The sequence below is a fragment of the Comamonas sp. w2-DMI genome, from assembly GCF_040187735.1.
GTDB lineage: Bacteria > Pseudomonadota > Gammaproteobacteria > Burkholderiales > Burkholderiaceae_C > Comamonas > Comamonas terrae.
The window spans coordinates 14621-40182 of sequence record NZ_JBANEL010000003.1; the positions used below are offsets into that span (position 1 = coordinate 14621).

17 protein-coding genes, 1 tRNA gene and 1 riboswitch are annotated in these 25562 nt (G+C 65.7%); of the genes, 11 read left to right on the plus strand and 7 right to left on the minus strand.

The features are described 5' to 3' along the window. Nucleotides 1–86: 86 nt before the first annotated feature. The 3 genes from nrdR to V8Z74_RS04540 form a co-directional block, all read right to left on the minus strand. On the minus strand, nucleotides 87–542 hold the full coding sequence (gene nrdR, locus V8Z74_RS04530) for a transcriptional regulator NrdR (protein WP_066471358.1): 456 nt from the start codon (nucleotides 540–542) through the stop codon (nucleotides 87–89). A gap of 22 nt (nucleotides 543–564) precedes the next feature. After that, nucleotides 565–1812, minus strand: coding sequence for a serine hydroxymethyltransferase (glyA, locus tag V8Z74_RS04535; RefSeq protein ID WP_349708202.1), 1248 nt, complete (start codon nucleotides 1810–1812; stop codon nucleotides 565–567). A gap of 34 nt (nucleotides 1813–1846) precedes the next feature. Continuing rightward, nucleotides 1847–2008: riboswitch (ZMP/ZTP riboswitch) on the minus strand. Between the two features lie 127 nt (nucleotides 2009–2135). Further along, complete coding sequence (locus V8Z74_RS04540; RefSeq protein ID WP_349708204.1) at nucleotides 2136–3113, minus strand: lytic transglycosylase domain-containing protein; 978 nt, start codon at nucleotides 3111–3113, stop codon at nucleotides 2136–2138. A gap of 926 nt (nucleotides 3114–4039) precedes the next feature. On the opposite strand from V8Z74_RS04540, the gene V8Z74_RS04545 reads away from it, so the two are divergent. From V8Z74_RS04545 to adhP, 4 genes are all read left to right on the plus strand, one after another. Continuing rightward, nucleotides 4040–7939 (plus strand): DUF748 domain-containing protein, encoded by a 3900-nt coding sequence (locus V8Z74_RS04545; RefSeq protein WP_349708205.1) that lies wholly within the window; start codon nucleotides 4040–4042, stop codon nucleotides 7937–7939. A 303-nt stretch (nucleotides 7940–8242) separates the two neighbouring features. Further along, the gene (locus V8Z74_RS04550) at nucleotides 8243–10876 is read left to right on the plus strand and encodes a DUF349 domain-containing protein (protein ID WP_349708206.1); all 2634 of its coding nucleotides are present in this window, start codon (nucleotides 8243–8245) and stop codon (nucleotides 10874–10876) included. A 258-nt stretch (nucleotides 10877–11134) separates the two neighbouring features. Further along, nucleotides 11135–12544 (plus strand): 30S ribosomal protein S12 methylthiotransferase RimO, encoded by a 1410-nt coding sequence (gene rimO, locus V8Z74_RS04555; RefSeq protein WP_066471344.1) that lies wholly within the window; start codon nucleotides 11135–11137, stop codon nucleotides 12542–12544. A gap of 141 nt (nucleotides 12545–12685) precedes the next feature. Continuing rightward, entirely contained in the window at nucleotides 12686–13714 is a 1029-nt protein-coding gene (adhP, locus tag V8Z74_RS04560; protein ID WP_349708207.1) for an alcohol dehydrogenase AdhP, read from the plus strand. A gap of 52 nt (nucleotides 13715–13766) precedes the next feature. Here the strand turns inward: adhP and V8Z74_RS04565 are convergent, their stop codons facing one another. From V8Z74_RS04565 to V8Z74_RS04580, 4 genes are all read right to left on the minus strand, one after another. Beyond that, on the minus strand, nucleotides 13767–15188 hold the full coding sequence (locus V8Z74_RS04565) for an MATE family efflux transporter (RefSeq protein WP_349708209.1): 1422 nt from the start codon (nucleotides 15186–15188) through the stop codon (nucleotides 13767–13769). Nucleotides 15189–15559: 371 nt separating this feature from the next. Beyond that, nucleotides 15560–16114: an elongation factor P gene (gene efp, locus V8Z74_RS04570; RefSeq protein ID WP_066471336.1), complete on the minus strand. Its 555-nt coding sequence runs from the start codon at nucleotides 16112–16114 to the stop codon at nucleotides 15560–15562. 163 nt (nucleotides 16115–16277) lie between these two features. Continuing rightward, entirely contained in the window at nucleotides 16278–17405 is a 1128-nt protein-coding gene (gene earP, locus V8Z74_RS04575) for an elongation factor P maturation arginine rhamnosyltransferase EarP (RefSeq protein ID WP_349708211.1), read from the minus strand. A gap of 3 nt (nucleotides 17406–17408) precedes the next feature. After that, nucleotides 17409–18323, minus strand: a complete 915-nt coding sequence (locus tag V8Z74_RS04580; RefSeq protein ID WP_066471324.1) for a LysR family transcriptional regulator — start codon at nucleotides 18321–18323, stop codon at nucleotides 17409–17411. 143 nt (nucleotides 18324–18466) lie between these two features. Between V8Z74_RS04580 and V8Z74_RS04585 the strand changes: the two genes are divergently transcribed. The 7 genes from V8Z74_RS04585 (at nucleotide 18467) to V8Z74_RS04615 (ending at nucleotide 25395) form a co-directional block, all read left to right on the plus strand. After that, entirely contained in the window at nucleotides 18467–19699 is a 1233-nt protein-coding gene (locus V8Z74_RS04585) for a CaiB/BaiF CoA transferase family protein (RefSeq protein WP_349708212.1), read from the plus strand. Next, on the plus strand, nucleotides 19696–20688 hold the full coding sequence (locus tag V8Z74_RS04590; protein ID WP_349708213.1) for a hydroxymethylglutaryl-CoA lyase: 993 nt from the start codon (nucleotides 19696–19698) through the stop codon (nucleotides 20686–20688). The genes V8Z74_RS04585 and V8Z74_RS04590 overlap by 4 nt, the downstream gene beginning before the upstream one ends. A gap of 120 nt (nucleotides 20689–20808) precedes the next feature. Then, nucleotides 20809–21795, plus strand: a complete 987-nt coding sequence (locus tag V8Z74_RS04595) for a Bug family tripartite tricarboxylate transporter substrate binding protein (protein ID WP_349708214.1) — start codon at nucleotides 20809–20811, stop codon at nucleotides 21793–21795. A gap of 190 nt (nucleotides 21796–21985) precedes the next feature. Beyond that, nucleotides 21986–23938: an excinuclease ABC subunit UvrC gene (uvrC, locus tag V8Z74_RS04600; protein ID WP_349708215.1), complete on the plus strand. Its 1953-nt coding sequence runs from the start codon at nucleotides 21986–21988 to the stop codon at nucleotides 23936–23938. Between the two features lie 110 nt (nucleotides 23939–24048). Beyond that, the gene (pgsA, locus tag V8Z74_RS04605; protein ID WP_349708216.1) at nucleotides 24049–24618 is read left to right on the plus strand and encodes a CDP-diacylglycerol--glycerol-3-phosphate 3-phosphatidyltransferase; all 570 of its coding nucleotides are present in this window, start codon (nucleotides 24049–24051) and stop codon (nucleotides 24616–24618) included. Between the two features lie 412 nt (nucleotides 24619–25030). Next, on the plus strand, nucleotides 25031–25303 hold the full coding sequence (locus V8Z74_RS04610) for an HU family DNA-binding protein (protein ID WP_066471310.1): 273 nt from the start codon (nucleotides 25031–25033) through the stop codon (nucleotides 25301–25303). A gap of 16 nt (nucleotides 25304–25319) precedes the next feature. Beyond that, nucleotides 25320–25395: transfer RNA gene (locus tag V8Z74_RS04615), tRNA-Val, on the plus strand. The last annotated feature ends 167 nt before the right edge of the window (nucleotides 25396–25562 follow it).

Sequence of the window (25562 nt, forward strand, 5' to 3'; positions counted from 1 at the left end):
GGCCTGCCGTGCGGAGATGAAAAAAGGCACCGATGTCGCCATCGATGCCTTTGGTAACGGGGCCGCTTCCAGCGCGGCGTCCTCACTTACTTGGGCGCACGCATCTCGTCCATGATGCTCTTGAAGTCGTCCACATCCTCGAAGCTGCGGTACACGCTGGCAAAGCGGATGTAGCCGACCTTGTCCATGCCCTTGAGCTCTTCCATTACCAATTCGCCCAGGCGGCTGGAGTCGATTTCGCGCGTGCCCACGTTGAGCAGCCTGTCCTCGATGCGGTCTATGGCCTTGTCGATGCGCTCGGTGCTGACAGGACGCTTGCGCAGCGCGATCTGGAACGAGCCCAGCAGCTTGGCGCGCTCGTATTCGATGCGCCGGCCGTCCTTCTTGACGATGGTCGGAAAGCTGACTTCGGGCCGCTCATAGGTCGTGAAGCGCTTGTCGCAGCCGCCGCAGCGGCGGCGGCGGCGGATGAAGCCCCCGTCTTCGGACTCGCGCGTCTCCACGACTTGCGTATCCGGGTGACTGCAGAAAGGGCACTTCATGGCGTAGCGGCGAAAGCCTCGATTACTGGCCGTAGACGGGGAACCTTGCGGTCAGCTCGGCCACCTTGGCGCGCACGGCCGCAATCACTGCCTCGTCGTTGGGGTTGTCCAGCACGTCGGCCACCAGATTGGCCGTGATGCGGGTCTCTTCCTCGCCGAAGCCGCGCGTGGTCATGGCGGGCGTGCCGATGCGGATGCCGCTGGTCACGAAGGGCTTTTCGGGGTCGTTGGGGATGGCGTTCTTGTTGACCGTGATGTGGGCCTGGCCCAGAGCGGCTTCGGCCGCCTTGCCGGTAATGCCCTTGGCACGCAGGTCCACCAGCATCACGTGGCTTTCGGTACGGCCGGAAACGATGCGCAGGCCGCGCTCGGTCAGCGTGTCGGCGAATACCTTGGCGTTCTTGACGACCTGCTCCTGGTAGGCCTTGAACTCGGGCGTCAGCGCTTCCTTGAAGGCCACGGCCTTGCCGGCGATCACATGCATCAGCGGGCCGCCCTGCAGGCCGGGGAAGATGGCGCTGTTGATGGCCTTCTCGTGCTCGGCCTTCATCAGGATCACGCCGCCGCGCGGGCCGCGCAGGCTCTTGTGCGTGGTGGTCGTGACCACGTCGGCGTGGGGCACGGGGTTGGGGTACACGCCGGCGGCGATCAGGCCGGCATAGTGGGCCATGTCCACCCAGAAGATGGCGCCGACTTCCTTGGCGATCTTGGCGAAGCGCTCGAAATCGATGCGCAGCGCATAGGCCGAGGCGCCGGCCACGATGATGCGGGGCTTGTGCTCGCGGGCCAGGGCTTCGAGCTTGTCGTAATCGATGGCTTCCTCGGCGTTCAGGCCGTAGGAGACGGCATTGAACCACTTGCCCGACATGTTCAGCGCCATGCCGTGGGTCAGGTGGCCGCCTTCGGCCAGGCTCATGCCCAGGATGGTGTCGCCGGGCTTGGCAAAGGCCATCAGCACGGCCTGGTTGGCCTGCGAGCCCGAGTTGGGCTGCACGTTGGCGGCCTCGGCGCCGAAGATCTGCTTGACGCGGTCGATGGCCAGCTGCTCGACCACATCGACGTTCTCGCAGCCGCCGTAGTAGCGCTTGCCGGGATAGCCTTCGGCGTACTTGTTGGTCAGCTGGGAGCCCTGGGCCTCCATGACGGCGGGAGAGCAGTAGTTCTCGCTGGCGATCAGCTCGATGTGCTCCTGCTGGCGCAGGTCTTCGGCCTGGATGGCGGCAAACAGCTCGGGGTCGACTTTGGCGACGGTATTGGTGCGTTGAAACATGGCAGTCCTGTGAACTTGAAATTCCCTTGAGGCCAAGGGCTGCCCAGGCGAACGGCTGAAACGCTTGCAGGTCCCAATCGCGCAGGCCCTGGGCGGTACGCTCCCCGGTGGTTACAGATGAAAGCCCATCCGTCGGTTTCCACGTCAGCGGCAGCCCCAGAGGAAGCTGCGCCTATCGCCAGTTGCGTACATCCGCTAGTGTAGCTGAGCTGGCACGGGCCGGCTGCCTGCGGGCTGTTCGCCCGGGCGCGGACCCGCCGCCAAAATAAAAAAAGCTGGCTTGGGCCAGCTCGTTTCGCCTGGGACTGCCTGCGGCAGGAATGTCAGATCTTGGGTTCGGCCAGCGCCACCTGTTCCGCGTGGGTGATGGTGGAGCCGATCTTGGCTTTCTGCCCGGCCTGCGCCAGTGCCAGCGTGGCAGCCGGGGCGATGGCACCGGCCACGGGCTTGGCGTTCAGGTCGGCAGCCGGCGGGGGAACGGAGTCGTCCTTGGTGGCCACGGCAGCAGGCTTGGCTTTCTGGACCGGTGTTGCGACCTTGGCGGTCATCACCGATTCGGCGCGCAGGCCGGCAGCCAGGCGCAGGCGCTGGTGCTCGGCCAGCACCTTGGCGGCATAGCCGCCATCGCTTTCGAGGTTGGCTGCGCCCACGTAGTAGCGCAGACCGCCTTCGATGGAGCCGGCACGCGCAATGCATTCCTTGAGCACCTTGACGCCGACCTTGAGGTTGGTCACCGGGTCGAAAGCCGCATGCTGGCCACCGAAGCTTTCGTACTTGTCGGTGTGCACCGAGGTCATGACCTGCATCAGGCCCTGGGCGCCGACGGTGCTCTGGGCAAACGGGTTGAAGCTCGATTCGATGGCCATGATGGCCAGGATCAGCGTGGGGTCGAGCTTGTTGGCCTTGCCTTGCTCGTAGGCGGCGCTGACCAGGGCGGCGATGGGCTCGGGCGCGACGCGGTATTTCTTGCTGAGCCAGTAGGCCACGGCGGCCTGTTCCTTGGGCAGGGCCTTGGGATTGGCTGCGGTGGCGCGGTCGCTGGCAACGACCGGCTGGGCCAGCGAATTGGCGGCCGGCGCCGGCGCAGCGGCCAGGGCCTGGGGGTGGCGCTGGTCCAGCCACTGGCGCAGCTGGGCCTCGCCGGCCTGGCGCAGGTCGGGGCGGGAGATCAGAGTAAGGGCCGCAATGGCCACGGCCAGGCCCAGCAGGGCGAAGCCGTTGTGAGTGAGAGCAAGAAAACCGTTGGCCACCTGATGGCCCAACGTGCGCGCGGAGGCGACAAATTTTCCTGACGCTGGCATAGCTTGTCCTTTCTAGCGGCGGTGTCAGCCCAGGGCAGGCGCAGCGGGTGCGCGATGCAAGGCCGAAGACTCACCCTTGATGAGGTACGCTGCGGATCCGCAAAAAAAGCCCGCAGAGGGCGTTTGCAGATCTGCTCAGTCGTGAGGCAGCGGAAACAAAAAACGCTCTATTCGAGCGCTGGCGGATTCTAGGTGGGGCCTAAATATTAGGTCAACACTAACAACCTTGGTTTTTATACTTTAAATTTATAATAAAACTGTATATAAATACAGTTATTTGAATTTTTAAGGCCGCAAATCGCTCTGTTCAAGCGGTGTGGATGCTCACATTGCCGGGTTTGTCATCAAAACGCAAAAAAATGAAAAAAACCTGGCTGGGCGGGATTGGCAGGGATATAGTGAATCCACCTGCACATCGCAGGTGACTGCCAAAGGAAAGGGAAAGGCAAACCCAGCCAGGGAACTCTACCCGGCCATTTGCTCTACAACTTCGCTGCGGCACCCCAGGGAGCAATCTCTTGCTTCCAGCAGCAAGGACCACACCCTCCTTGACTGCGAAAAACGGCACAGTCTGGTACTTGCCGTAAAGCCCGGAAGCCGGTTTCTCCGCTTCCGGGCTTTGTCGTTTGGGGGCATCTGCTTTGCTTTCTCGGGCATCTGTAGATTTTTTGCATTTGCACCGGGTGCCTTGGCCGTGCAGGTTGTCAATGGCAGGCACACTCCCAGGGAAAGCCGCTGCACGCTCTTATATATAGAGCGTTTTGCGCCGCATGCCGCGTCAGCGGCGCGGCACTGCGCCGGTCCTGCCTGAAGGTGCCTGCAAAGAGTACATTTGCGCCATGGCCGGACCTGCTTGCGTACCGGCCCGCCGCTGCCCCGAGGGCCGGGCCTGCCTGCCCCGAGTTCTTTGTCATTTCCTATCTCTCATGCCATTGCTTGCATCTCGCCCCTGGTTGCGTCGCCTGATCTGGGCTGTTTCTGCCATCCTGCTGCTGGGGTTTCTGGCCTGGGCGCTGGTGCCCGTGATTGCCAAGAGCCAGTTGGAGAAGCAGGCATCGGCCAAGCTGGGGCGCCCTGTGCATGTGGGCAAGGTGCAGTTCGAGCCCTGGGCGCTGGCCATCACCCTCCATGACCTGAGCATAGACAAAGCCTCAAAAAGCATAGCTTCCGACGCAGGTGGGGAAAGCGCTGGAAGCCAAAATTTGGTAGAAAATGCCGCAGCCGAGCCGCAGCTGCAGATCAAGCGGATCTATGTCAACGCCAGCCTGCAGTCGCTGTTCAGGCTGGCGCCCGTGCTTGACGCCGTGGAGGTGGACGCGCCCGTGGTGCGCCTGACCCAGCATGCGCTGGGCCGGCTGGACATCGACGACGTGCTGGCCAAGCTGGCCGAGCCCAGCCCCGAGCCGTCCAAGCCCGTGCAGTTCGCGCTCTACAACATCGCCCTGCGCGACGGCCGGGTGGAGCTGAACGACGAGGTGGTGCAGCGCAAGCATGAGCTCAAGGATTTGCAGCTGAGCATTCCCTTCATCAGCAACCTGGCGTCCAAGCGCGAAATCAAGGTGCTGCCCCACCTGGCCTTCGACCTCAACGGCAGCCGGTTCCAGTCGCAGGCCGAGAGCACGCCGTTCACCGACAGGCGCCAGACTTCCGTACAGCTCAAATGGGAGGGCATCGATCTGACGCCGTACCTGGGCTATGTGCCTGCCTCCGTGCCCGTGCAAGCGCGCTCGGGGGTGCTGGATACTGACCTGCATATTCGCTTCGAGCAACTGGCCGAACCCATGGTCCATGTCAGCGGCAAGCTGGCGCTGAGCAAGGTGGCCATCGATGACCGGCAGAATGCGCCGCTGCTGCGCTTCGATCAGCTGCAAGCCCAGCTCAAGAACGTGCAGCCGCTGCAGCAGCAGGTCGAACTGGAATCGGTACGCTGGGACAAGCCGGAAATCTTCGCCAGCCGCAATGCCGAGGGCATGATCAACTGGCTGAGCCTGCAGGGTACTTCCCATGATGGAGCTGTCCAGACCAAGGCCAAGGAGCCGGCGTCGCCAGCCGAAAAGACCGCCGAGGCCCAACCCGCAGCCGACAAGGGCCTGAAGCTGTCGCTGCACCAGTTCGACCTGGATGGTGCAACCGTGCACTGGAGCGATGCCGCCACCGGCACGGCGCCCGCAGCCCTGACGCTGGCTCCCCTGCATATCGAGGCGCGCGACTTGCTGTGGCCCATGAGCCAGCCCATGCATCTGGCGCTCAAGGCCCGGCTGAACCAGGGCGCCCAGGCGCAGGAAGGAACTGGCGCAGCCTCCCTGGCCGTGCAGGGAACGGCGACCGTGCAAGAGGGCCGACTCAACCTGGAGCTGGGGCAACTGCCGCTGCAGTGGGTGGAGCCCTATGTCGCTGCGCACTTCAAGCCCCGGTTGACGGCCATGCTCGACACCCGGGCCGAACTGGCCTGGGGCAAGGACGGGATCGTAGCCCGGATCGCCGAACTGACGGCCGACAAGGTACAGCTGCAGGACAAGCAGGCGCCCGTCAGCATCGAGCAGTTGAAAGTGCAGGGTGCGCAGGTGGATCTGGCGTCGCAGCAGGTTCAGATCGAATCCATCGCCCTGCAAAAGCCGCAATTGGCCGCGACACGCGATGCGCAGGGCCGCTGGATGTATGAGCGCTGGCTGCCTGCTGCATCTGCGGCTCCCCATGCATCCCGTGCGAAGGCGGCGCCAGCCAAGGGCAGTGGGCCGGTCAGGCCCTGGGCGGTCAAGCTGGCTGCGGTGGCCGTCGATGGCGGCGTGATTCAGTACAGGGATGAAGCGCCCTCTGCGGAGACTGGTGCCAGAAACAATGTGCAACTGGAGCTGAGCGCCCTGCGTGTACGTCTGGGCGCGCTGGAGCCCCTGGCCGCCAAGGCCGCGCCCACGCCGCTGGAGCTGTCGGCCAAGGTGGGATCGGGCCGGCGCGTGCAGGCCGGCAGCCTCAGCTTCCGGGGCCAGTTCGGCCTGGCGCCGGTTTCGGCCCAGGGCCAGCTGCAGGCGCGCGGCGTGCCGCTGCATGCGTTCGAGCCGTATTTCGGCAGCCAGCTCAACGTGGACCTGGTACGTGCCGACGGCAACTTCCGGGGCAAGGTGCAGTATGCGGCTCTGGCCAGGGGGCCCGAAGTCAACGTACAAGGCGATGTGGAGCTCAACGACCTGCGCATGCGCTCGCGGCTGGCGGCGCCCGTGCAGCCTGAAACCGGCGACAAGCCGCGCACGGCCAAGGGCGCACTGACAGCGGTGCTCAACGATTCCACGGCCGACCGCGCCAAGGCGCTGGCGCGCGAGACCGGCCTGGGTCTGGGCGACGACCTGCTTGCCTGGAAAACGCTGGCCGTGCGCGGCCTGGAGCTGCAGCTCAAGCCCGCGCAGCCGCTGCGCGTGACCGTGCGCGAGACGGCACTGGGCGATTTCTTCGCGCGCGTCATCGTGCAGCGCAACGGCCGCATCAACCTGCAGGACATCGTCAAGACCGAGCGCTCCGAGCAGTCGGTGCAGCAGAACGCGCAGGCCGATGCCAAGGCCGCGGCCGGCGAAAAGCCGGAAGCGCCCGTTGCCGCCGCGGCGCCCGCCAAGCCCGAAGACTCCGGCCCGGCGCCCGTCATCAAGGTGGGCCCCATCGTGCTGACGGGCGGCAAGGTGCAGTTCTCCGATTATTTCATCCAGCCCAATTACTCGGCCGACCTCAGCGAGCTGTCGGGCCGCCTGAGCGCGTTCTCCTCGCAGGCCCCCGAAGGCCAGGACGGGCCCCAGATGGCCGACCTGGAAATCAAGGGCCGCGCCCAGGGCACGGCCTCGCTGGACATCACCGGCAAGATCAATCCGCTGGCCAGGCCGCTGGCCATGGACGTGCGGGCGCAGATGCGCGATCTGGAGCTGTCGCCGCTGTCGCCGTATTCGATCAAGTACGCAGGCCATGGCATCGAGCGTGGCAAGCTGCACATGGACGTGAACTACAAGATCCAGCCCGACGGCCAGCTCACGGCCTCCAACAAGCTGGTGCTCAACCAGCTGACCTTCGGCGAAGCCGTGCCCGGGGCCCCGGCCTCGCTGCCGGTGCGCCTGGCCGTGGCCCTGCTGGCCGACCGCAATGGCGTGATCGACCTGGACGTGCCCATCAGCGGCTCGCTCAACGATCCGCAGTTCCGCCTGGCGCCCATCATCTTCAAGGTGATCGGCAACCTGATCATGAAGGCCGTGACGGCGCCGTTCGCGCTGCTGTCGGGGGCATTCTCGGGCGGTGACGAGTCGGGTGCCGTGAACTTCGCCCCGGGCAGTGCCAAGCTGGACGCCAAGGCCAGGGAAGGCCTGGCCAAGATCGTCAAGGCGCTCAACGACCGTCCGGCGCTCAAGATGACCGTGGTGGGCGAGGCCCGCGATGCCGAGGACCGCCAGGCCTGGAAGTCCGTGGAGCTGGACCGCCTGCTGCTGGCGCAAAAGCGCCGCCAGGCCATCCGCGATGGCAAGAGCGGCGAGGATGTGGCCGAGATCACCGACGCCGAACGCCCCGCGCTGCTCAAGGCCGTCTACAGCCGTTCCGACATCAAGAAGCCGCGCAACATGATCGGCCTGGCCAAGGACCTGCCGCCCGAGCAGATGAAGGCCCTGCTGATGGACAGCATCGCCGTGCCCGACGATGCCATGCGCGAACTCGCGCTGGCGCGCGGCGTGGCAGTGCGCGACTATCTGGCCAGCCAGCAGCTGCCGCTGGAGCGCCTGTTCCTCGGCGCGCCAAGGACGGACGGCCAGGACAAGGACTGGACGCCGCGCGCCCAGCTCAGCCTGTCCACCCAGTGATCGGGAAAGGCCCGCGCCTTTCTCCCTGCCCAAAGGTCAGGCAGCGGCAGCGGCCGGCCCGACTTTGGTACGCTGTACTTTCCTGCCGGCCATGCCGCTAGGAACGGCACGCTTATTCCGGCGTTTTTTGGCCGAGCCGCAAATAACGGCGAAAATACGCCTTTACCCGGACGCGGCCGCGTCCGGGCTTGCGCTTGCTCCGTATGCCCCCATATAGGCTGGCAATGGTTGCCACGCTCCCCTCGGAGCGGACAGCAAGCATTCCTTTATCAGTACATGTCATCTATTCCTCCTCGCAGCACCATGTCCGATGCACCCGAAGTGAACCCAGCTCCCAGCAAGAATTCTGAGCAACATCCGCTGGATGCATTGACGGGTGGCGCTTTCTCCGCCGAAACCTCGGGCGACCGCGCCGCGCGCATCCGCGAATGGCTCGCGACCCAGCCTTCGGTGGAGCAGCTCCAGGACGTTCTCAAGGAACTGAGCGCGCGCGACAAGAGCGCGGCTCGTGCGGTGCGCGAGCGCCTGGACGAGATCCGCCGTACCGAAAACCAGGAAAAAATCTCCGTGGAATGGGCCGAGAAGGCCCAGGCCCTGCTGTCGGCCACGCCTTTCGACGCCGCCGCTGCAGCTGCCTGGCAGCGTGATGCGGCCAAGGCCGGCGCGGCGCTGTCGCGCGAGCCGCTGTCACAGTTCAAGGCCCAGCTGGCCGAGCGCGTGAAGGCGGTGGAAGACCTGCAGCACCGCACCCAGGTGCAGCGCGAAGTGGCCTTGCTGCTGGCGCAGCGTATCGAGGTACTGTCCACCAAGTCCTGGCGCGATGCCCAGGCCGCGCTGGAAGCGCTGCGCGCCGACGTGGGCCGCTGGCAGGAGCAGGCCGGTGAGCTGACCGGCGATGCCAGCTGGAGCAGCGTGGATGCCCGTTTCCCGCCCCAGCTGGAAGCCGCCTCGGCACAGCTGACCCTGGTCTGGGAAGCCTTCCAGTCCGCACTGGCCCAGACCGAAGCGGCGGCCGCCGACGAGAACGCGCCGCTGCCCACGGTGCCTGTATGGGCCGATGAGATCCGCGTGGCGCGCGGCCTGCCGCCCGAGGCTGCGCCTGCGGAAGCCGCCAAGCCCGCAGCTGCGGGCCGTGCCGCAGCCGGCGGCCGAGGCAAGCCTTCGCCCGAGCAGGTGGAAGCCGCCAAGGCCGCCATCGGACAGGCGCTGCAGGCTCTCAAGGAAGAAACCGCTGCCGGCAAGGCCGGCTCTGCCGCCGTGCAGGCCATGCGCGCCGCCATCAAGTCCCATGGCCGCTTTGTGGACGACGCGCTGGTGAGCGAAGTGCACGAAGCCCTGGTGGCTGCCGGCGAAGCCGAAGGCTGGCAGCGCCAGAATGCCGACAAGCTGCGCGAGGAGCTGGTGGCCAAGGCCGAAGGCCTGATCAACCGCCCTGAAGGCCAGGCCCTGGGCGGCCGCAAGATCCAGGAAACCCTGCGCAGCCTGCGCGAGCAGTGGAAGCAGGCCGACCAGGGTGCGGTGGCCAACCATGCGCTGTGGAAGAAGTTCGACGAGGCCTGCAACGCGGCCTACAAGGTTGTCGAGGCTTGGCATGAGAAGGTGCGCCAGGACAGCAGCCAGGCCAAGGCCCTGCGCCTGGCCCTGATCGAGGAAATCAAGGCCTGGGCGGCCGAGCATGCCGCCAGCGAAGACTGGAAGGGCATGGCCCGCGCGCTGCGGCAGTTTGCCGAGCGCTGGCGCGAGAGCGGCCACATCGGCGAAAAGCTGTTTGCCGAATTGCAGCCGCTGTTCAAGCAGGCCATGGCTGCAGCCGAAGCGCCGCTGCATGCCGCGCAAAAGGCCAGCCTGCAGCGCCGCCATGCCATGATCGAAGAAGCCACGGCCCTGGGCGCTGCGCCCAGCCTGCGCATCGATGCCGTCAAGGCCCTGCAGCAGCGCTGGCAGGCCGAGGCCCAGGCCGTGCCGCTGGACCGCAAGCACGAGCAAAAGTTGTGGGATGCCTTCCGCAAGCCGCTGGACGAAGCCTTCAACCGCAAGGGCAGCGAGCGCGGCCCGCGTGCCGCAGCCGAGCTGTCCGAACGCGATCGCCGCGTGCTGGAAGCTTCGAAGGCCGTCGAGGCGGCCAATGCCAGCGGCGATGCGCAGCAGATCCGCGCAGCCATGGCCGAGCTCGAATCCGTGCTCAAGAGCCAGGCCGTCGCAGACGCGCAGCAGAATCAGGCGCAAAGCCAGACGGAGCAAGCGTCCGACGCTTCGGAAGCGCAAGCACCGGCCCAGCCTGCCCGTCCCGTCGTGGCCGTGCGTGGCGACGATCGCCCCGGCATGAAAAAGGATGCGGCAGCCGCTGTCTCCGGCCGTCCCGGTGCAGGCCGTCCCGGCGACCGCAGGGATGCCGGCCGTGGTCGCGATGCCCGCGGTGGCGAGCGTGGCCGCGATGCCGGCCGCGGCGGGCGTGACTTCGCCCGCGAGGAGCGCGGTCCGCGCCTGGCCGATCCGGCCTTCCGCGCCCAGCGCGAGGCCATGGAGCATGCCCAGGAAGCCTTGCGCAAGCTGGCGGCCCAGGCCCACGGCGAGGCGCTGAGCCAGCTGATGAGCGCCTGGGAAGCGCGCGATGCGTCGCAACTGCCTTCGGCCCAGCAACTGGGCGGCCGCGTGACGGCACCTGTGCGTTCTGCCTGGTCCCAGGCCATTGCATCCGCTCCCAAGGGTGATGCTTCGCAGGCGCTGCTGCGCCTGGAAATGGCCGCCGACGTGCCCACGCCGGCCGACCAGCTGGCCGCCCGCCGCGCGCTGCAACTGCAGATGCTCACGCGCCGCAACGATCCTTCGCCCCAGGAAACCTGGGGCCAGGATGCAGCGCAGGTACTGGCCAGCGCCCGCGACGAAGCCTCGGCCCGCCGCCTGCAGAATGCGCTCAAGCATCTGCTGAAGAAGTAACTGCCCAGGCACCGGGCGCCTCATTCCATGGGAAGAGCGCTCCGGAACCGCCCCTAGGGGAAGTGCCGCTCACCGATGCCGGTGAGCGGCATTTTTCATGGCAAATCCTGCAGAGACAGGGCCGGGCGCATGGCCGTGCTGGAGCACGGTTGCAGGCCCACCGTTAAAATCGAGGGTTGGTTTTGGCTCGCCGGGCATGGATGGGCCGTACGCGCTGCTGTCCTGTCCGGCCGGGGCGCAAGGATTTAAAGCACATCAATGACTAGCGAACACAACACCCCCACACAGGCGGCGCCCAAGGTCGGCTTCGTATCCCTCGGATGTCCGAAGGCGTTGACCGACAGCGAGCTGATCCTCACGCAGCTCAGCGCCGAGGGCTACCAGACCTCCAAGACCTTCGAGGGAGCGGACCTGGTCATCGTCAATACCTGCGGCTTCATCGATGACGCGGTCAAGGAAAGCCTGGATACCATCGGCGAGGCGCTGGCCGCCAACGGCAAGGTGATCGTGACGGGCTGCCTGGGCGCCAAGTCGGGCAAGGAAGGCGGCAGCATGGTGGCCGAAGTGCACCCCAGCGTGCTGGCCGTGACCGGCCCGCATGCCACGCAGGAGGTGATGGATGCCGTCCACACCCACCTGCCCAAGCCGCACGATCCCTTCGTGGACCTGATCCCCGGTGGAATCCCGGGGGCCATCGGCGAAGCCGGCATCAAGCTCACGCCCAAGCACTATGCCTACCTGAAGATTTCCGAAGGCTGCAACCACCGCTGCACCTTCTGCATCATTCCCTCGATGCGCGGCGATCTGGTCTCGCGCCCGATCGGCGACGTGCTCAAGGAAGCCAAGGCACTGTTCGAAGGCGGCGTCAAGGAGCTGCTGGTCATCAGCCAGGACACCTCGGCCTACGGCGTGGACGTGAAGTACCGCACGGGCTTTTGGGACGGCAAGCCGGTCAAGACCCGCATGCTGGAGCTGACCGAGGAACTGGGCAAGCTGGCCGCACAGCACGGCGCCTGGGTGCGGCTGCACTATGTGTACCCCTATCCCACGGTGGACGCCATCCTGCCGCTGATGGCGCAGGGCCTGGTGCTGCCCTATCTGGACGTGCCGCTGCAGCACAGCCACCCTGATGTCCTCAAGCGCATGAAGCGCCCGGCCAGCGGCGAGAAGAACCTGGAGCGCATCCGCGAATGGCGCAAAGTCTGCCCCGAGCTGGTGATCCGCTCCACCTTCATTGCCGGCTTCCCTGGCGAGACGGAGGAGGAGTTCGAGCATCTGCTGGATTTCATCCGCGAGGCCGGGATCGACCGTGCCGGCTGCTTTGCCTACAGCCCCGTGGAAGGCGCGACGGCCAACGAGCTGCCCGGCATGCTGCCCGAGGAAGTGCGCGAGGCGCGCCGCGCGCGCTTCATGGAGGTGGCCGAGGAGGTATCCATCCAGCGGCTGCAGCGCCGCGTGGGCCAGGTCATGAAGGTGCTGGTGGACAAGTCCATCGGCCTGGGCAAGAAGGGAGGCGTGGGCCGTACCTATGCCGATGCTCCGGAGATCGACGGCGTGGTCCATCTGCTGCCGCCCGAGAAGGCCAGCAAGACCTACAAGGTGGGCGAGCTGATCAATGTGAAGATTGTGGGCACGCAGGGCCACGATCTGGTGGGCCAGCCGGTCTGAGGCGCGCTGGCGGCCAAGCAAAAAAGGCAGGGCCCCCCTGCCTTTTTTGCTTTGCGGGGAGCCTTGATCTTCATCAGGGCGGAGCGGCCTGTTCGCTGAGATGCTGTCCATATCGTTTGTAGCAGTGAAAGGATGGCGCGAATGAACAGGACCATGAAGGCCGCTGTGGTGCGGGAGTTTGGCAAGCCCCTGACCATTGAAGAAGTCCCGGTGCCCCGGCCTGATCCCGGCCACGTGCTGGTGAAGATCGAAGCCTGCGGCGTCTGCCATACCGACTTGCATGCCGCGCATGGCGACTGGCCGGTCAAGCCCAATCCGCCCTTCATCCCGGGCCATGAAGGCGTGGGCTATGTGGCTGCCGTCGGTGCGGGTGTCACCCATGTCAAGGAAGGCGACCGCGTCGGCATTCCGTGGCTGTACACGGCCTGCGGCCATTGCGAGCATTGCCTGGGCGGCTGGGAGACGCTGTGCGAGCAGCAGAAGAACACCGGCTACTCCGTCAACGGCGGCTTTGCGCAGTATGCGCTGGCCGATGCCAATTTCGTGGGCCTGCTGCCCGGCAATGTGGACCTCATCGAGATCGCTCCGGTGCTGTGCGCGGGCGTCACCGTCTACAAGGGGTTGAAGGTCACCGACACCAGGCCCGGCAACTGGGTGGTGATCTCGGGCATCGGTGGCCTGGGCCATATGGCCGTGCAATATGCCAAGGCCATGGGCCTGAATGTAGCGGCCGTGGATGTGGACGATGCCAAGCTGGAGCTGGCCCGGCGCCTGGGGGCGCAGGTCACGGTCAACGCCCTGACCACGGACCCGGCAGCCTACCTCAAGAAGGAGATTGGCGGAGCCCACGGCGCCCTGGTGACGGCCGTGTCGCCCCAGGCCTTCGAGCAGGCGCTGGGCATGGTGCGGCGCGGCGGCACGGTGTCGCTCAACGGCCTGCCGCCCGGCAGCTTCCCGCTGCCCATTTTCAACATGGTGCTCAGCGGCGTGACCGTGCGCGGCTCCATCGTGGGCACGCGGCTGGATTTGCAGGAGTCGCTGGACTTCGCGGCCATGGGCAAGGTCAGGGCCACGGTGACCACCGACCGGCTGGAGAACATCAACGACATCTTCTCCCGCATGCACGCGGGCAGGATCGAAGGCCGCGTCGTGCTCGACCTGAACGCCTGAGCGGTCATGCAGGCAAAAGGCTTTCCTCGGGAAGCCTTTTGCTTTTCCTGCATCAGACCATTCTTCGGATCGGCTTTTTCTTCCAGACCAGCCGGTAGTAGGCGGTCTGCAGGCCCAGAGTGATGGTGTAGGACAGCGGAAAAGCCATCCAGATGCCCATGAGGCCGAAGCTGCGGCTGAGCCACCAGGCCAGCGGCAGCTCCAGCACGGCCAGCACCGTGATGGTGATGGCCGTCGGAATGACCACGTCGCCGCTGGCACGCATGACCGAGGACAGCGCAATGAAGCAGCCCAGCAGCAGCCCGCTCCACAGCACGATGTACAGCAGCTCGATCGCCAGCGCCAGCACCTGCTCGTCGGTGATGAACAGGCCCAGCAGCGGCCGGGCGAACAGGCTGCCGATCAGCGCCAGGGCCGTCCCCAGAGCAAGGTTCATGCGGATGGCCGTGGCGGTGATGATTCCCAGTCGCTCGCTGTGGCCCGCGCCGATGGCCTGCGCACCGAGTATGGATGCCGTGATGGCCACCGAGATCACGGGAAACTGGGCGAACGAGTTGATCTGGTTGACCGCGCCGTAGGCCGCCGTGGCGCTGGAGCCGAAGCCGTTGACCAGGGAGACGACGACCAGGCCAGCCAGGGACGAGGCAATCATCTGCACTCCCGTGGGAATGCCCACGCGCAGAATGCTCTTGAGCAGTGCCCTGTCGATGCGCATCGCCTTCCACAGCGCAGCGTTGGGTGCCAGCGGGCTGGCAATGTGGCGCAGTCGCCAGCACAGCCAGGCCAGGGCCAGCGTGAAGCCGATGATCATTGACACGCCCGCGCTGGCCACGCCCAAGCGCGGCAGACCGCCCCAGCCCGCGATCAGCGCCGGTGTGCAGATGAGGCCCGTGGCCGTGGAGATCAGCAATGCCAGCATGGGAGAGACCGTGTCGCCCACGCCGCGCAGCAGCGAGGTGGCCAGCAGGAACAGGAACAGCCCGGGCATGCCCAGCAGCACGATGCGCGAATACAGCGTGGCCTGCTCCATGATGTCGGGCGGCGTACCCAGCAGGCGCATCAGCGGCTCGGTGAACAGGCCGCCGAACAGGGCGACGAGGGCGCCGAACAGCACGCCCACGCACATGGCCGTGCCGGCGATGGCGCGCAGCTTGTCCTGCAGGCGTGCACCGTAGGCCTGGCCGACCAATACCGAGGCGCCTGCGCCCAGGCCGATCACGAAGGCAATGAACAGGAACATCACAGGGAAGAAGGCCGCGACCGCAGCCAGTGCCTGTACGCCCAGCATCTGGCCGATGAAGACGCTGTTGATGGTGCCGGACAGCGACTGCAGGATGTTGGCCAGGACCATGGGCCCGAGGAACACCAGAAAGATGCGCCACAAGGGCTGGCTGCCGGAGGCGATGGGCGGGCCTGCGGGAGCGGGCAGAGCAGGCGCGGCGGCCTGCGGCAGGGCGTTGTCGGACTTCGTCATGTGTTGTGTGTCTGGTATTGCGACGAGAAATTGGAGGCCTGCAGAGCCTTCAGTTCTGCAGGGGTCTCGGCCAGCTGGCTGATCGGGTGCAGGTAGCTTCGCATGTCCTGGGGGAGGACCTCGATGTGTTGCGCAAAGGCCTCTCCTGTCAATGTGCTTGTCCTATCCGGCAGTGGCGGTGAAAGATCATGCCGCTGACCTCTGGGCCCACAGCGGCCTCCCAAGATGCAGCGGCATGGTGCTAAATATTACCCGTGTAAAAATATGAAGTCAATTAAATCCGGGTAAATATTGTGCAATGCTGGCCCGGCAAAGAAAAAGCCCCTGGCAGACGGGCTGCCAGGGGCTTTGCAGGGGAGCGCAGGCGCAGCTTAGACGCGCTTGCGGTATTCGCCGGTGCGGGTGTCGATTTCGACCTTGTCGCCCTGGTCCACGAACAGAGGTACGGCCACTTCGAAGCCGGTGGCGATCTTGGCGGGCTTGAGCACCTTGCCCGATGTGTCGCCCTTGACGGCAGGTTCGGTCCAGGTGATTTCACGCACCACGGTGGTGGGCAGTTCGCAGGAGATGGCCTTGCCGTCGTAGAACACGACTTCGGCTTCCATGCCGTCTTCCAGGTAGCTGATGGCATCGCCCATGTTGGCGGCTTCCACTTCGTACTGGTTGTATTCGGAGTCCATCCAGACGTACATGGGGTCGGCGAAGTAGGAGTAGGTGCACTCCTTCTTGTCCAGGATCACGTTGTCGATCTTGTCGTCGGCCTTGAAGACCACTTCGGTGCCCATGTTGCCCAGCAGGGACTTGAGCTTCATGCGCACGGTAGCTGCGCCACGGCCGCCACGGGCGTATTCGGTCTTCAGGACGATCATGGGGTCCTTGCCCTGCATGATCACGTTGCCGGCGCGGATTTCTTGAGCGATTTTCATGGCTTGCTTATGAAAGGTTGGAGCCGCTCTACACGGCAGGCAAGCTGATCGCAAAAGTCAAAGTGCGGCGGCGGGGCCTGCCGCGTGGTCCGCGGCGGTGGAGCGACCCGGACAGCGAGTTTGCGGCTGCAAGCGGCGCGCACCGGGAGGCAAAACGTAGATTTTAGCTTTTTTCCGCAACAAAGGCTTGAAGCTGTGCAATCAAATCCGTTTGCATTGCCAGCCGCGTGCGTGCGGCCTGCACGCATTGCTGCCATTCCTGCAGCATCGCAAGGTTGAGCAAAGGCAATGCTTGCGGTGCGGTCATGCCGTTCCAGGCATGGTGGAAGGCGCGCAGGCTGGCTGGCGCCTGCAGCCAGTCGAGAAAGGCCTCGAGCTTGCCATGGTGCGCAGCGTCATGCTGCGGATAGATGTGCCAGACCAGGGGCTGGCCGGCCCACAGCGCGCGCACCAGCGAATCCTCGCCACGCACCAGATTCAAGTCGCAGCCCCAGAGCATCTCGTCGAACAGCGGCTGGGGGCAGGGCTGCAGATAGTGGAGGGCGGGCCGGTCCGCCGCAGGTGGCGGCAAGGCCTGGACGGCCGCCGTGGCGCGGCCTGGCGTCACCAGCAGGTGCGGCCGCAGCGCGGCGGCTGCCTGCAGCTGCTCCATGAATCGGGACAGGGCGGCGGGTTCGTAGCAGAACAGCGAAATCGCGCAGTCGCCTTGGGCCATGCCCAAACGCGAACGCCAGCCGGCCCTCCGGCCCGCGAAGGCCTGCTGGCGCGCGGCCAGGTCCTGCTCGCGCGCCAGCGCACCGGTGGCAGTGGTGAAGCCGGGGTAGAAGAACCAGCGCGTCATGCCGGCCGCGGGCCCGGACATCAACGGCGAAGGCAGGCGGTGGCAGCGCTCCACATAGTCTTCGGCCGACAGGTATTCGAGATTGATCCATACCGGCGGCGCTCCCGTGGCGGCCCTGTCGGCAATGCGCCGCACAAAGGGCGCGGGTATCTCGCAACCAAAGGCTTCGATGACGACATCGCCGGCGGACTCGGGCACGTTTGCGGCATGTGCGGGCCATGGGCGCACGGCTAGCCCCGCCGGATGCGGCTGCGGCGCCATCCATTGCAGGGCGCTGGCATCGTCCATCCACAGCCGCACCTGCTGGCCGCGCGCGGCCAGTTCGGCGGCGATGCGCCAGCACACGCCTACATCGCCGAAGTTGTCGATGACCTGGCAAAAAATATCCCAGGTGCGCGGCGCATGGGCCGGGGGCGCGGCCTCGGAGGAAAGGGGATGAAAATCCAGCATGTTCTATTCAATCTCTGTGGGGCCGGGCTCGCATAGATGTTCGACCAGCAACTGGGCCACGGGCGAGAGCGCATCCTGCGAGCGCACGCACAGCATGAGCTGGCGCTCGGCCCAGGGCTCGGCCAGCCGTATGCAGCGCAGCGGCAGCGTACCCATGTAGATACGCGCGCTGCCTTCGGGCAGTATGCCTATGCCCAGGCCTGCGGCCACCATCAGGCACAGCGCGTCATAGCCTGTCACCTTCATGCGCAGGCGCGGCTGCAGGCCCTGATCGGCGGCCGCGCGCGTGATCAGGTGGTTGAGCGCGCTGTCGGCATGCATGCCGATCAGGTCGTGCGCCACCACCTGGGCCAGCGCCAGGCTGCGGTGGCGCGCCAGCGCATGGCCGCGCGGCACGACCACGGCCAGGCGGTCGCTGCGGTAGGGCCGCAGGCTGATCTTGTTGCCGTAGCTGCCGTTGTTGAGCAGGCCGATATCGGCCTCGTTGTCGGCCACGGCGCGCGCGATGTCGTTGCTCACGCGCTCCTGCAGGCGCACGTCCACATGCGGGTGCTGGCTCAGAAAGCTCTGCAGCTGCGCGGGCAGGAACTGGGTGATGCTGGAAATGTTGGCCATCACGCGCACATGGCCGCGCAGGCCCCGGCCGCCGTCGTGCGCATAGTCCTTCATCTGCGTGGCGATGCCGTCGAGCTCGTTGAGCACGCCGCGCGCCATGTGCAGCAGCGCATAGGCCGCCGCCGTGGGCGTGCTGCCGCGGTTGCTGCGGGTGAACAGTTCCACCTGCAGCCGGTCCTCGAGCTCCGCCAGGCGCCGGCTGGCGGCCGAAGGGGCAATGTGCTCGCGCGCGGCAGCCCGTGCAATGGCGTTTTCTTCCATTACGGCCACGAACAGGCGCAAGGTGATCGGATCCAGTTTCATAGGGAGGGACTTTATCCCGCCGGGCCATGCCCGAATGCGATGGCAGCTTCGCATTTGAGCGTTTTGCAATGTGCCGCTCCCGAGGCAAGATGGCCCGAAAGCCATGTTTCGCCTGGAGACATGGCGCCAAGAGAGACAACTGGATGAACGCAAGCAACATCAGGAATCCCGCCACGCCCGTGGATACCCCCAGCGCGCTGCAAGGCGTGAAGGTGGTGGAAATGGGGCAGTTGATCGCCGGCCCGTTCTGCGGCAAGACGCTGGGCGAATTCGGCGCCGACGTGATCAAGATCGAGGCCCCCGGCGCGGGCGACCCGCTGCGCAACTGGCGGCTGATCAAGGAGGGGACCTCCGTCTGGTGGCAGGTGCAGTCGCGCAACAAGCGCTCGGTGGCACTGGACCTGCGCCAGAAGGAAGCCCAGGACGTGGCCCGCCGTCTCATCGCCGAGGCCGATGTGCTGGTCGAGAACTTCCGTCCCGGCACGCTGGAAGGCTGGGGCATGTCGCCCGAGGCGCTGCATGCCATCAATCCCGGCCTGGTGATCCTGCGCATCTCGGGCTATGGCCAGACAGGCCCCTACCGCGACCTGCCGGGCTTCGGCGTGATCGGCGAGGCCATGGGCGGCCTGCGCCATCTGACGGCCGAACCCGGCCGCGTGCCGGTGCGCGTGGGTGTGTCGATCGGCGACACGCTGGCCGCGCTGCATGGCGTGATCGGCGTGATGATGGCGCTGTACCACCGCAAGGTGAACGGCGGCCCGGGCCAGGTCATCGATGTGGCCCTGCACGAGGCCGTGTTCAACGTGATGGAAAGCCTGATTCCCGAATACAGCGCCTTCGGCGCCGTGCGCGAGGCCGCAGGCAGCGCGCTGCCGGGCATCGCCCCGTCCAATGCCTATCCCTGCCAGGATGGCTGGGTGCTGGTGGCAGGCAACGGCGACTCCATCTTCAAGCGCCTGATGGCAGCCATAGGCCGCCAGGATCTGGCCGATGCGCCCGACCTGGCCCATAACGCGGGCCGCGTGGCACGCGTGGCCGAGATCGATGCGGCCATCGGCGACTGGACGCATGGCCGCACCGTGCATGCCGTGATGCAGGAGCTGGCCAAGGCCCGCGTGCCCGCCGGCAAGGTCTATACGGCGCGCGACATTGCCGAGGACCCGCACTACCGCGCCCGCGACATGATCCTGACCCAGCGCACGCGCGACGGCTACGACCTCGAGGTGCCCGGCATCGTGCCCAAGCTCTCGCTCACGCCGGGCACGGTGCGCGCCAGCGCCCCCCATGTGGGCGACGACACCGACGCCGTGCTGGCCGAGGTGGGCCTGACGGCCGCGCAGATCGCGCAGCTGCGTGAAAAGGGCATCATCCAATGAGCACCGCAGCATTCCACACTTCCGTCTGGCAGGGCGCGGGCCGGCGCATCTTCATGAACGAGGTCGGCACGCGCGACGGCCTGCAGATGGAGCAGGCCTTCGTGCCTACCGGGGACAAGATCGCGCTGGTCAATGCGCTGTCTCAAGCCGGCCTGTCCAAGATCGAGGTCACGGCCTTCGTCTCGCCCACGGCCATTCCCGCGCTGCGCGACGGCGAGATCGTGATGCGCGAGATAGAGCGCCGGCCCGGCACCGTCTACACGGCGCTGGTGCCCAATGTGCGCGGTGCCGAGCGCGCCATCGAGGCCCGCACGGACGAACTCAACCTCGTCATGTCGGTCAGCGAGACGCACAACCTCTGCAATCTGCGCATGCAGCGCAGGCAATCGTTCGCCTCGCTGCGGCAGGTCATCGCCACGGCGCAGCAGGCCGGCGTGCCGGTCAATGTCTCGCTGTCGTGCTGCTTCGGCTGCCCCATGGAGGGCGAGGTGCCGCAGGCCGAAGTGCTGGACTGGGTACAGCGCTTTGCCGATCTGGGCGTGCAGGGCATCACGCTGTGCGACACCACGGGCATGGCCTATCCGAGCCAGGTGCATGAACTGGTCCGGGCCTTCAAGGCGCGCTGGCCCGCGCTGGGCCTGACGCTGCATTTCCACAACACGCGCGGCATGGCGCTGGCCAATGTTCTGGCGTCCATCGATGCGGGCGCGGACCGCTTCGATGCCTCGATCGGCGGCCTGGGCGGCTGCCCGTATGCGCCCGGTGCCTCGGGCAACGCCTGCACCGAGGAGATCGTGCACGCGCTGCAGCTCATGGGCTACGACACGGGCGTGGAGCTGGCGCAGATCGTGGCCGCGGCGCGCGCGCTGCCCGAGCTGATCGGGCATGAGACGCCCAGCCAGATCGCCAAGGCCGGCACGCGCTGGGACCTGCACCAGCCGCCTGCCGATTTCGCGGACATCAGGGAACGTGCCCTGGCCAGGGCCTGAACGGCCGCGCCGGCAAGCTGTCGGCGCATGTCGGCGTGCGGAGTCTCGGGGGAGGCGCCGCACAGGGCTTTCGCCTGCACCACAAAAAAATCACATCGGCATCAACAAGGAGACATTTCCATGCGCATTCAACGTCGACGCATTCACCTGGCAGCAGCAGCTGCTGCCCTGGCCCTGGGCCTGCCGGCCGGCCAGGCCCTGGCCCAGGGTGGCTATCCCAGCAAGACCGTGCTGATGATCGTGCCGGCCGCCGCGGGCGGCACCACCGACCTGGCCGGCCGCATGGCGGCGCAGGCCCTGGCCCCGGTGCTGGGCCAATCCGTGGTGGTGGACAACAAGGGCGGCGGCAACGGCGCCATTGCCGCCAACCTGGTCAAGCGGGCCGAGCCCGACGGCTACACCCTGCTCATGCAGTACTCGGGCTACCACGTGATCTCGCCCCATCTGGTCAAGGCCAGGAGCTGGGAGCAGAGCGACTTCGCGCCCGTGGCCAATGTGCTGTCGGCCCCGCAGATCATCGTGGTGCGCGCCGAGCTGCCGGTGAAGACGCTGGCCGAACTGGTCAGCTACGCCAAGGCCCATCCGGGCAAGCTCAACTACGCCTCCTCGGGCAACGGCTCGCTGCAGCATGTGACGGGCGCCATGCTGGAGCAGCAGGCCGGCGTGAAGATGGTGCACGTTCCCTACAAGGGCACGGGTCCCGCGCTGCAGGACCTGCTGGGGGGCCAGGTGGACCTGACCTTCGGCACCGCGCCGCCCTTCATGCCCCATGTGCAAAGCGGCAAGCTGCGCGTGCTGGCCGTGACGGGCAAGCAGCGCCTGCACAGCCTGCCCAATGTGCCGACGACGGCCGAAGCCGGCTACCCCGGCGTGAATGCCACCTCGTGGTTTGCCGTGTTCGCGCCCAAGGCCACGCCACAGCCCGTGATCGACAAGCTGACGGCCGATCTCAAGAAGGTGGTGGAAGACCCGGCCTTCAGAAAGAAAGCCGAGGAGCAGGGTGCCACGGCCGACTACATGAACCCGCAACAGCTGGGCGCCATGGTCAAGACCGAATACGCGAACTGGGCCCAGGTGGTGAAATCCTCCAGGATCGAGGCCGAGTAAGCCGGCTGCCGGCATGGCAAAAGGCCCGGGTCATCCGGGCTTTTTTTGCATGGAAAATGGCTGAATCGCTTGCCTATGAAGCGTCAGCAGCTATTCTTGTTGAAGCGATGTACGGCGGAGCGCGGGCCGGCTCCCGTCCGCGGGCGGACTGCGGTGCCAGGGGTACCCGCATGCGCGGACAATAGCGACCATGTCTTCCTCGCATTCCGATGAACTGCTGGCCCAGGTGGCGGCGCTGCCGCCGCTGCCGGGCGTGTACCGCTATTTCGACGCCGCAGGCACCTTGCTCTACGTGGGCAAGGCCATCAACCTCAAGCGTCGCGTCTCCAGCTATTTCCAGAAAGACCATGGCGGCACGCGCATAGGCCACATGGTCGGCAAGATCGTACGCATGGAAACCACGGTGGTGCGCTCCGAGGCCGAGGCACTGCTGCTGGAAAACAACCTCATCAAGACCCAGCATCCCAAGTACAACATCCTGTTCCGGGACGACAAGAGCTACCCTTATCTGAAGATCACTGGGGTGGCGCAGCGCGACGGCAAGGACGGCGAGCCCGCCTTCCAGACCTTCCCGCGCATGGCCTATTACCGCGGTGCCGTCGACAAGAAGCACCGCTACTTCGGCCCGTATCCCAGCGCCTGGGCCGTTAAGGAAAGCATGCAGCTGCTGCAAAAGGTGTTTCGCCTGCGCACCTGCGAGGACACGGTGTTTGCTAACCGCAGCCGTCCCTGCCTGCTCTACCAGATCAAGCGCTGCACAGGGCCTTGCGTGGATTTGATTTCGCCCGAGGCCTATGCGCTCGACGTGCGCAATGCCGAGGCCATGCTGCGCGGCGAAACCCAGGAGCTGATGCGGCAACTGGAGGCACGCATGATGGAGCATGCGGAAAAGCTCGAATACGAGAAGGCGGCCGAGGTGCGCAACCAGATCACCGCGCTGTCGCGCGTGCTGCACCAGCAGTCCATCGAGACTGCCGACGACAAGGACGTGGACATCCTCGCCGTCAAGGTGCAGGGCGGGCGCGCCTGCGTGAATCTGGCCATGGTGCGCGGCGGCCGGCATCTGGGCGACCGGCCGTATTTCCCGGCCAACCTGGGCGATGCAGCCTCGGTGTATTCGAGTGAGCAGGAACTCGATGCGGCCGCTGCCGCACGTCCGGTGGAAGAATTGGTACTCGATGCCTTCATCGCGCAGCACTATGTGGGCGTGGCCGTGCCGCCCACGCTGATCGTCAGCCACCCGGTGGACCGAAAGCTGGTGGAGCTGCTGACCGAGCAGAGCGGCGTGCGCATCACGGTGGTGCAGCAGCCGCGCGAGCAGCGCCGCATCTGGCTGGAGATGGCGCAAAAGAATGCCGACATCCAGCTCGCGCGGCTGTTGGCCGAGGAAGGATCGCAGCAGGCGCGCACGCGGGCCCTGGCAGAGGCGCTGGACCTGCCCGTGGACAACCTCGACGAGCTGAGCATCGAATGCTTCGACATCTCGCACACCAGCGGTGAGAACACGCAGGCGTCCTGCGTGGTGTTCCATCACCACCGGATGCAGAGCAGCGAATACCGCCGCTTCAACATCGAAGGCATCACGGGAGGGGACGACTACGCGGCCATGCGCCAGGTGCTCACGCGCCGCTACCGGCCCGTGGCCGAAGCCCAGCGCGAAGCGGGCGGGGCGGAGCTGACTGGCAAGCAGCCGCGCCTGCCCGACCTGGTGCTGGTGGATGGCGGCAAGGGCCAGGTCAGCATGGCACGCGAAGTGTTCACCGAGCTGGGGCTGGACCTGTCGCGCATCGTCGGCGTGGAAAAGGGCGAGGGCCGCAAGGTCGGCCTGGAAGAGCTGGTCTTTGCCGATGGGCGTGACAAGGTCTACCTGGGCCACGACTCCGCAGCGCTCATGCTGGTGGCCCAGATCCGCGACGAGGCCCACCGCTTCGCGATCACCGGCATGCGCGCGGCGCGGGCCAAGGTGCGCGTGGGCGGCGGGCAGCTGGAGGAAATCCCCGGCGTCGGGCCCAAGAAGCGTGCCCGGCTGCTGCAGCGCTTTGGCGGCGTGCGCGGCGTGGCAGAGGCCAGCGTGGAGGACCTGATGACGGTGGACGGCATCTCCGCAAGTCTCGCCGAAGACATCTACCGTGCGCTGCATTGAGGCATGCCGCTGCGGTAGGGCACGCAGCACCCGTGCGATGTGTTGCTTTGTGCGTTTCACGTCGGTCTTGACGCATGCCCGGAGCCCGCGCCCGTGACACAATGGCGCCCATGTTTCTGACCATCCCCACCTTGATGACCTGTACGCGGATCGTGGCGATTCCGCTCATCGTCGGGGTGTTCTATACGCCGCTGGAGCCTGCGACGCGCAATCTGATTGCCACGCTGATGTTCATCGTCTTCGCCGCCACGGACTGGCTCGACGGCTACCTGGCACGCAAGCTCAACCAGACCTCGGCGTTCGGCGCGTTTCTTGATCCGGTGGCCGACAAGTTCCTGGTCTGCGCTTCGCTGCTGGTGCTGGTGCACCTGCAGCGCACGGACGTGTTCGTGGCCCTGATCATCATCGGGCGCGAGATCGCCATCTCCGCGCTGCGCGAATGGATGGCGCACATCGGTGCCAGCAAGAGCGTGGCCGTGCATATGCTGGGCAAGCTCAAGACCACGGCGCAGATGGTGGCCATTCCCTTCCTCCTCTATGACGGCGTGTTGTTTCGCGGCTTCGATACCGGCGTCTGGGGACAGGGGCTGATCTGGATCGCGGCCGTGCTCACGGTCTGGTCCATGGTCTATTACCTGCAGAAAGCTTTGCCCGAGATCCGCGCCCGCATCTCGCACTGAGCTGCATCGAAATCCCTTGAAGCGCTTGTTCATCAATCGATTTTTGCTATTGTTTTGTGAGTATTTGCCGCTTTTGCGGCAGTGCGTGGACGGCGCGCCGGCGAGTGCGGGAAAAGCCGGATGCTTTGTGAACCCTTGTCAATCCGTGAAGCCGACACGCCGCACCCAGCAAAAAAGCCACTTGCGAAGCCGAAAAAGCCCGCAAAACCGCATAGAATCAAATCTTGTCGCTGTGATGCGCAGCGCGAATTGACATGTGGAAAGTCCATGGCTTCAAGCCGAATGCAGATGTCGCAAGGCAGTGCAGATGAGCAGCAAGCCAGATTCCGTATCTGTCCGCACCGGTCATCTGGTTGCGCCAAATTTGCGGCCACAGAGGCATTCCATTCACTTATTTCTCGAGAGGCATCTTGTGAATAAAACCGAACTGATTGAGCACATCGCTACCAACGCCGACATTTCCAAGGCCGCTGCTGCGCGTGCACTGGATTCCACCATCGACGCAGTGAAAAAGACGCTGAAAAAAGGTGGTACAGTATCGCTCGTTGGTTTTGGCACATTCGCCGTCGGCAAGCGTGCTGCCCGCACCGGCCGCAATCCCCGCACCGGCGACACCATCAAGATCAAGGCCGCCAAGGTTCCAAAGTTCCGTCCGGGCAAGGCATTGAAGGATGCCCTGAACTGACAACCGGTTTTCGGTGGGGTGCTTAGCTCAGTTGGTAGAGCGGCGCCCTTACAAGGCGTAGGTCAGCGGTTCGACCCCGTTAGCACCCACCACCAAAACATTGAAGAGCACCTGGAGTTTCCAGGTGCTTTTTCGTTTCTGCATTGTTGCCAGGCACTGTCCCGCGATATGGAGCAAATCCGGTTTTATGACGGCCATGCAACAGCGGGCAGCGGCAACCGTAGGGCGCGCAGGTAGAATGCTCCAGATTAGCCTAACC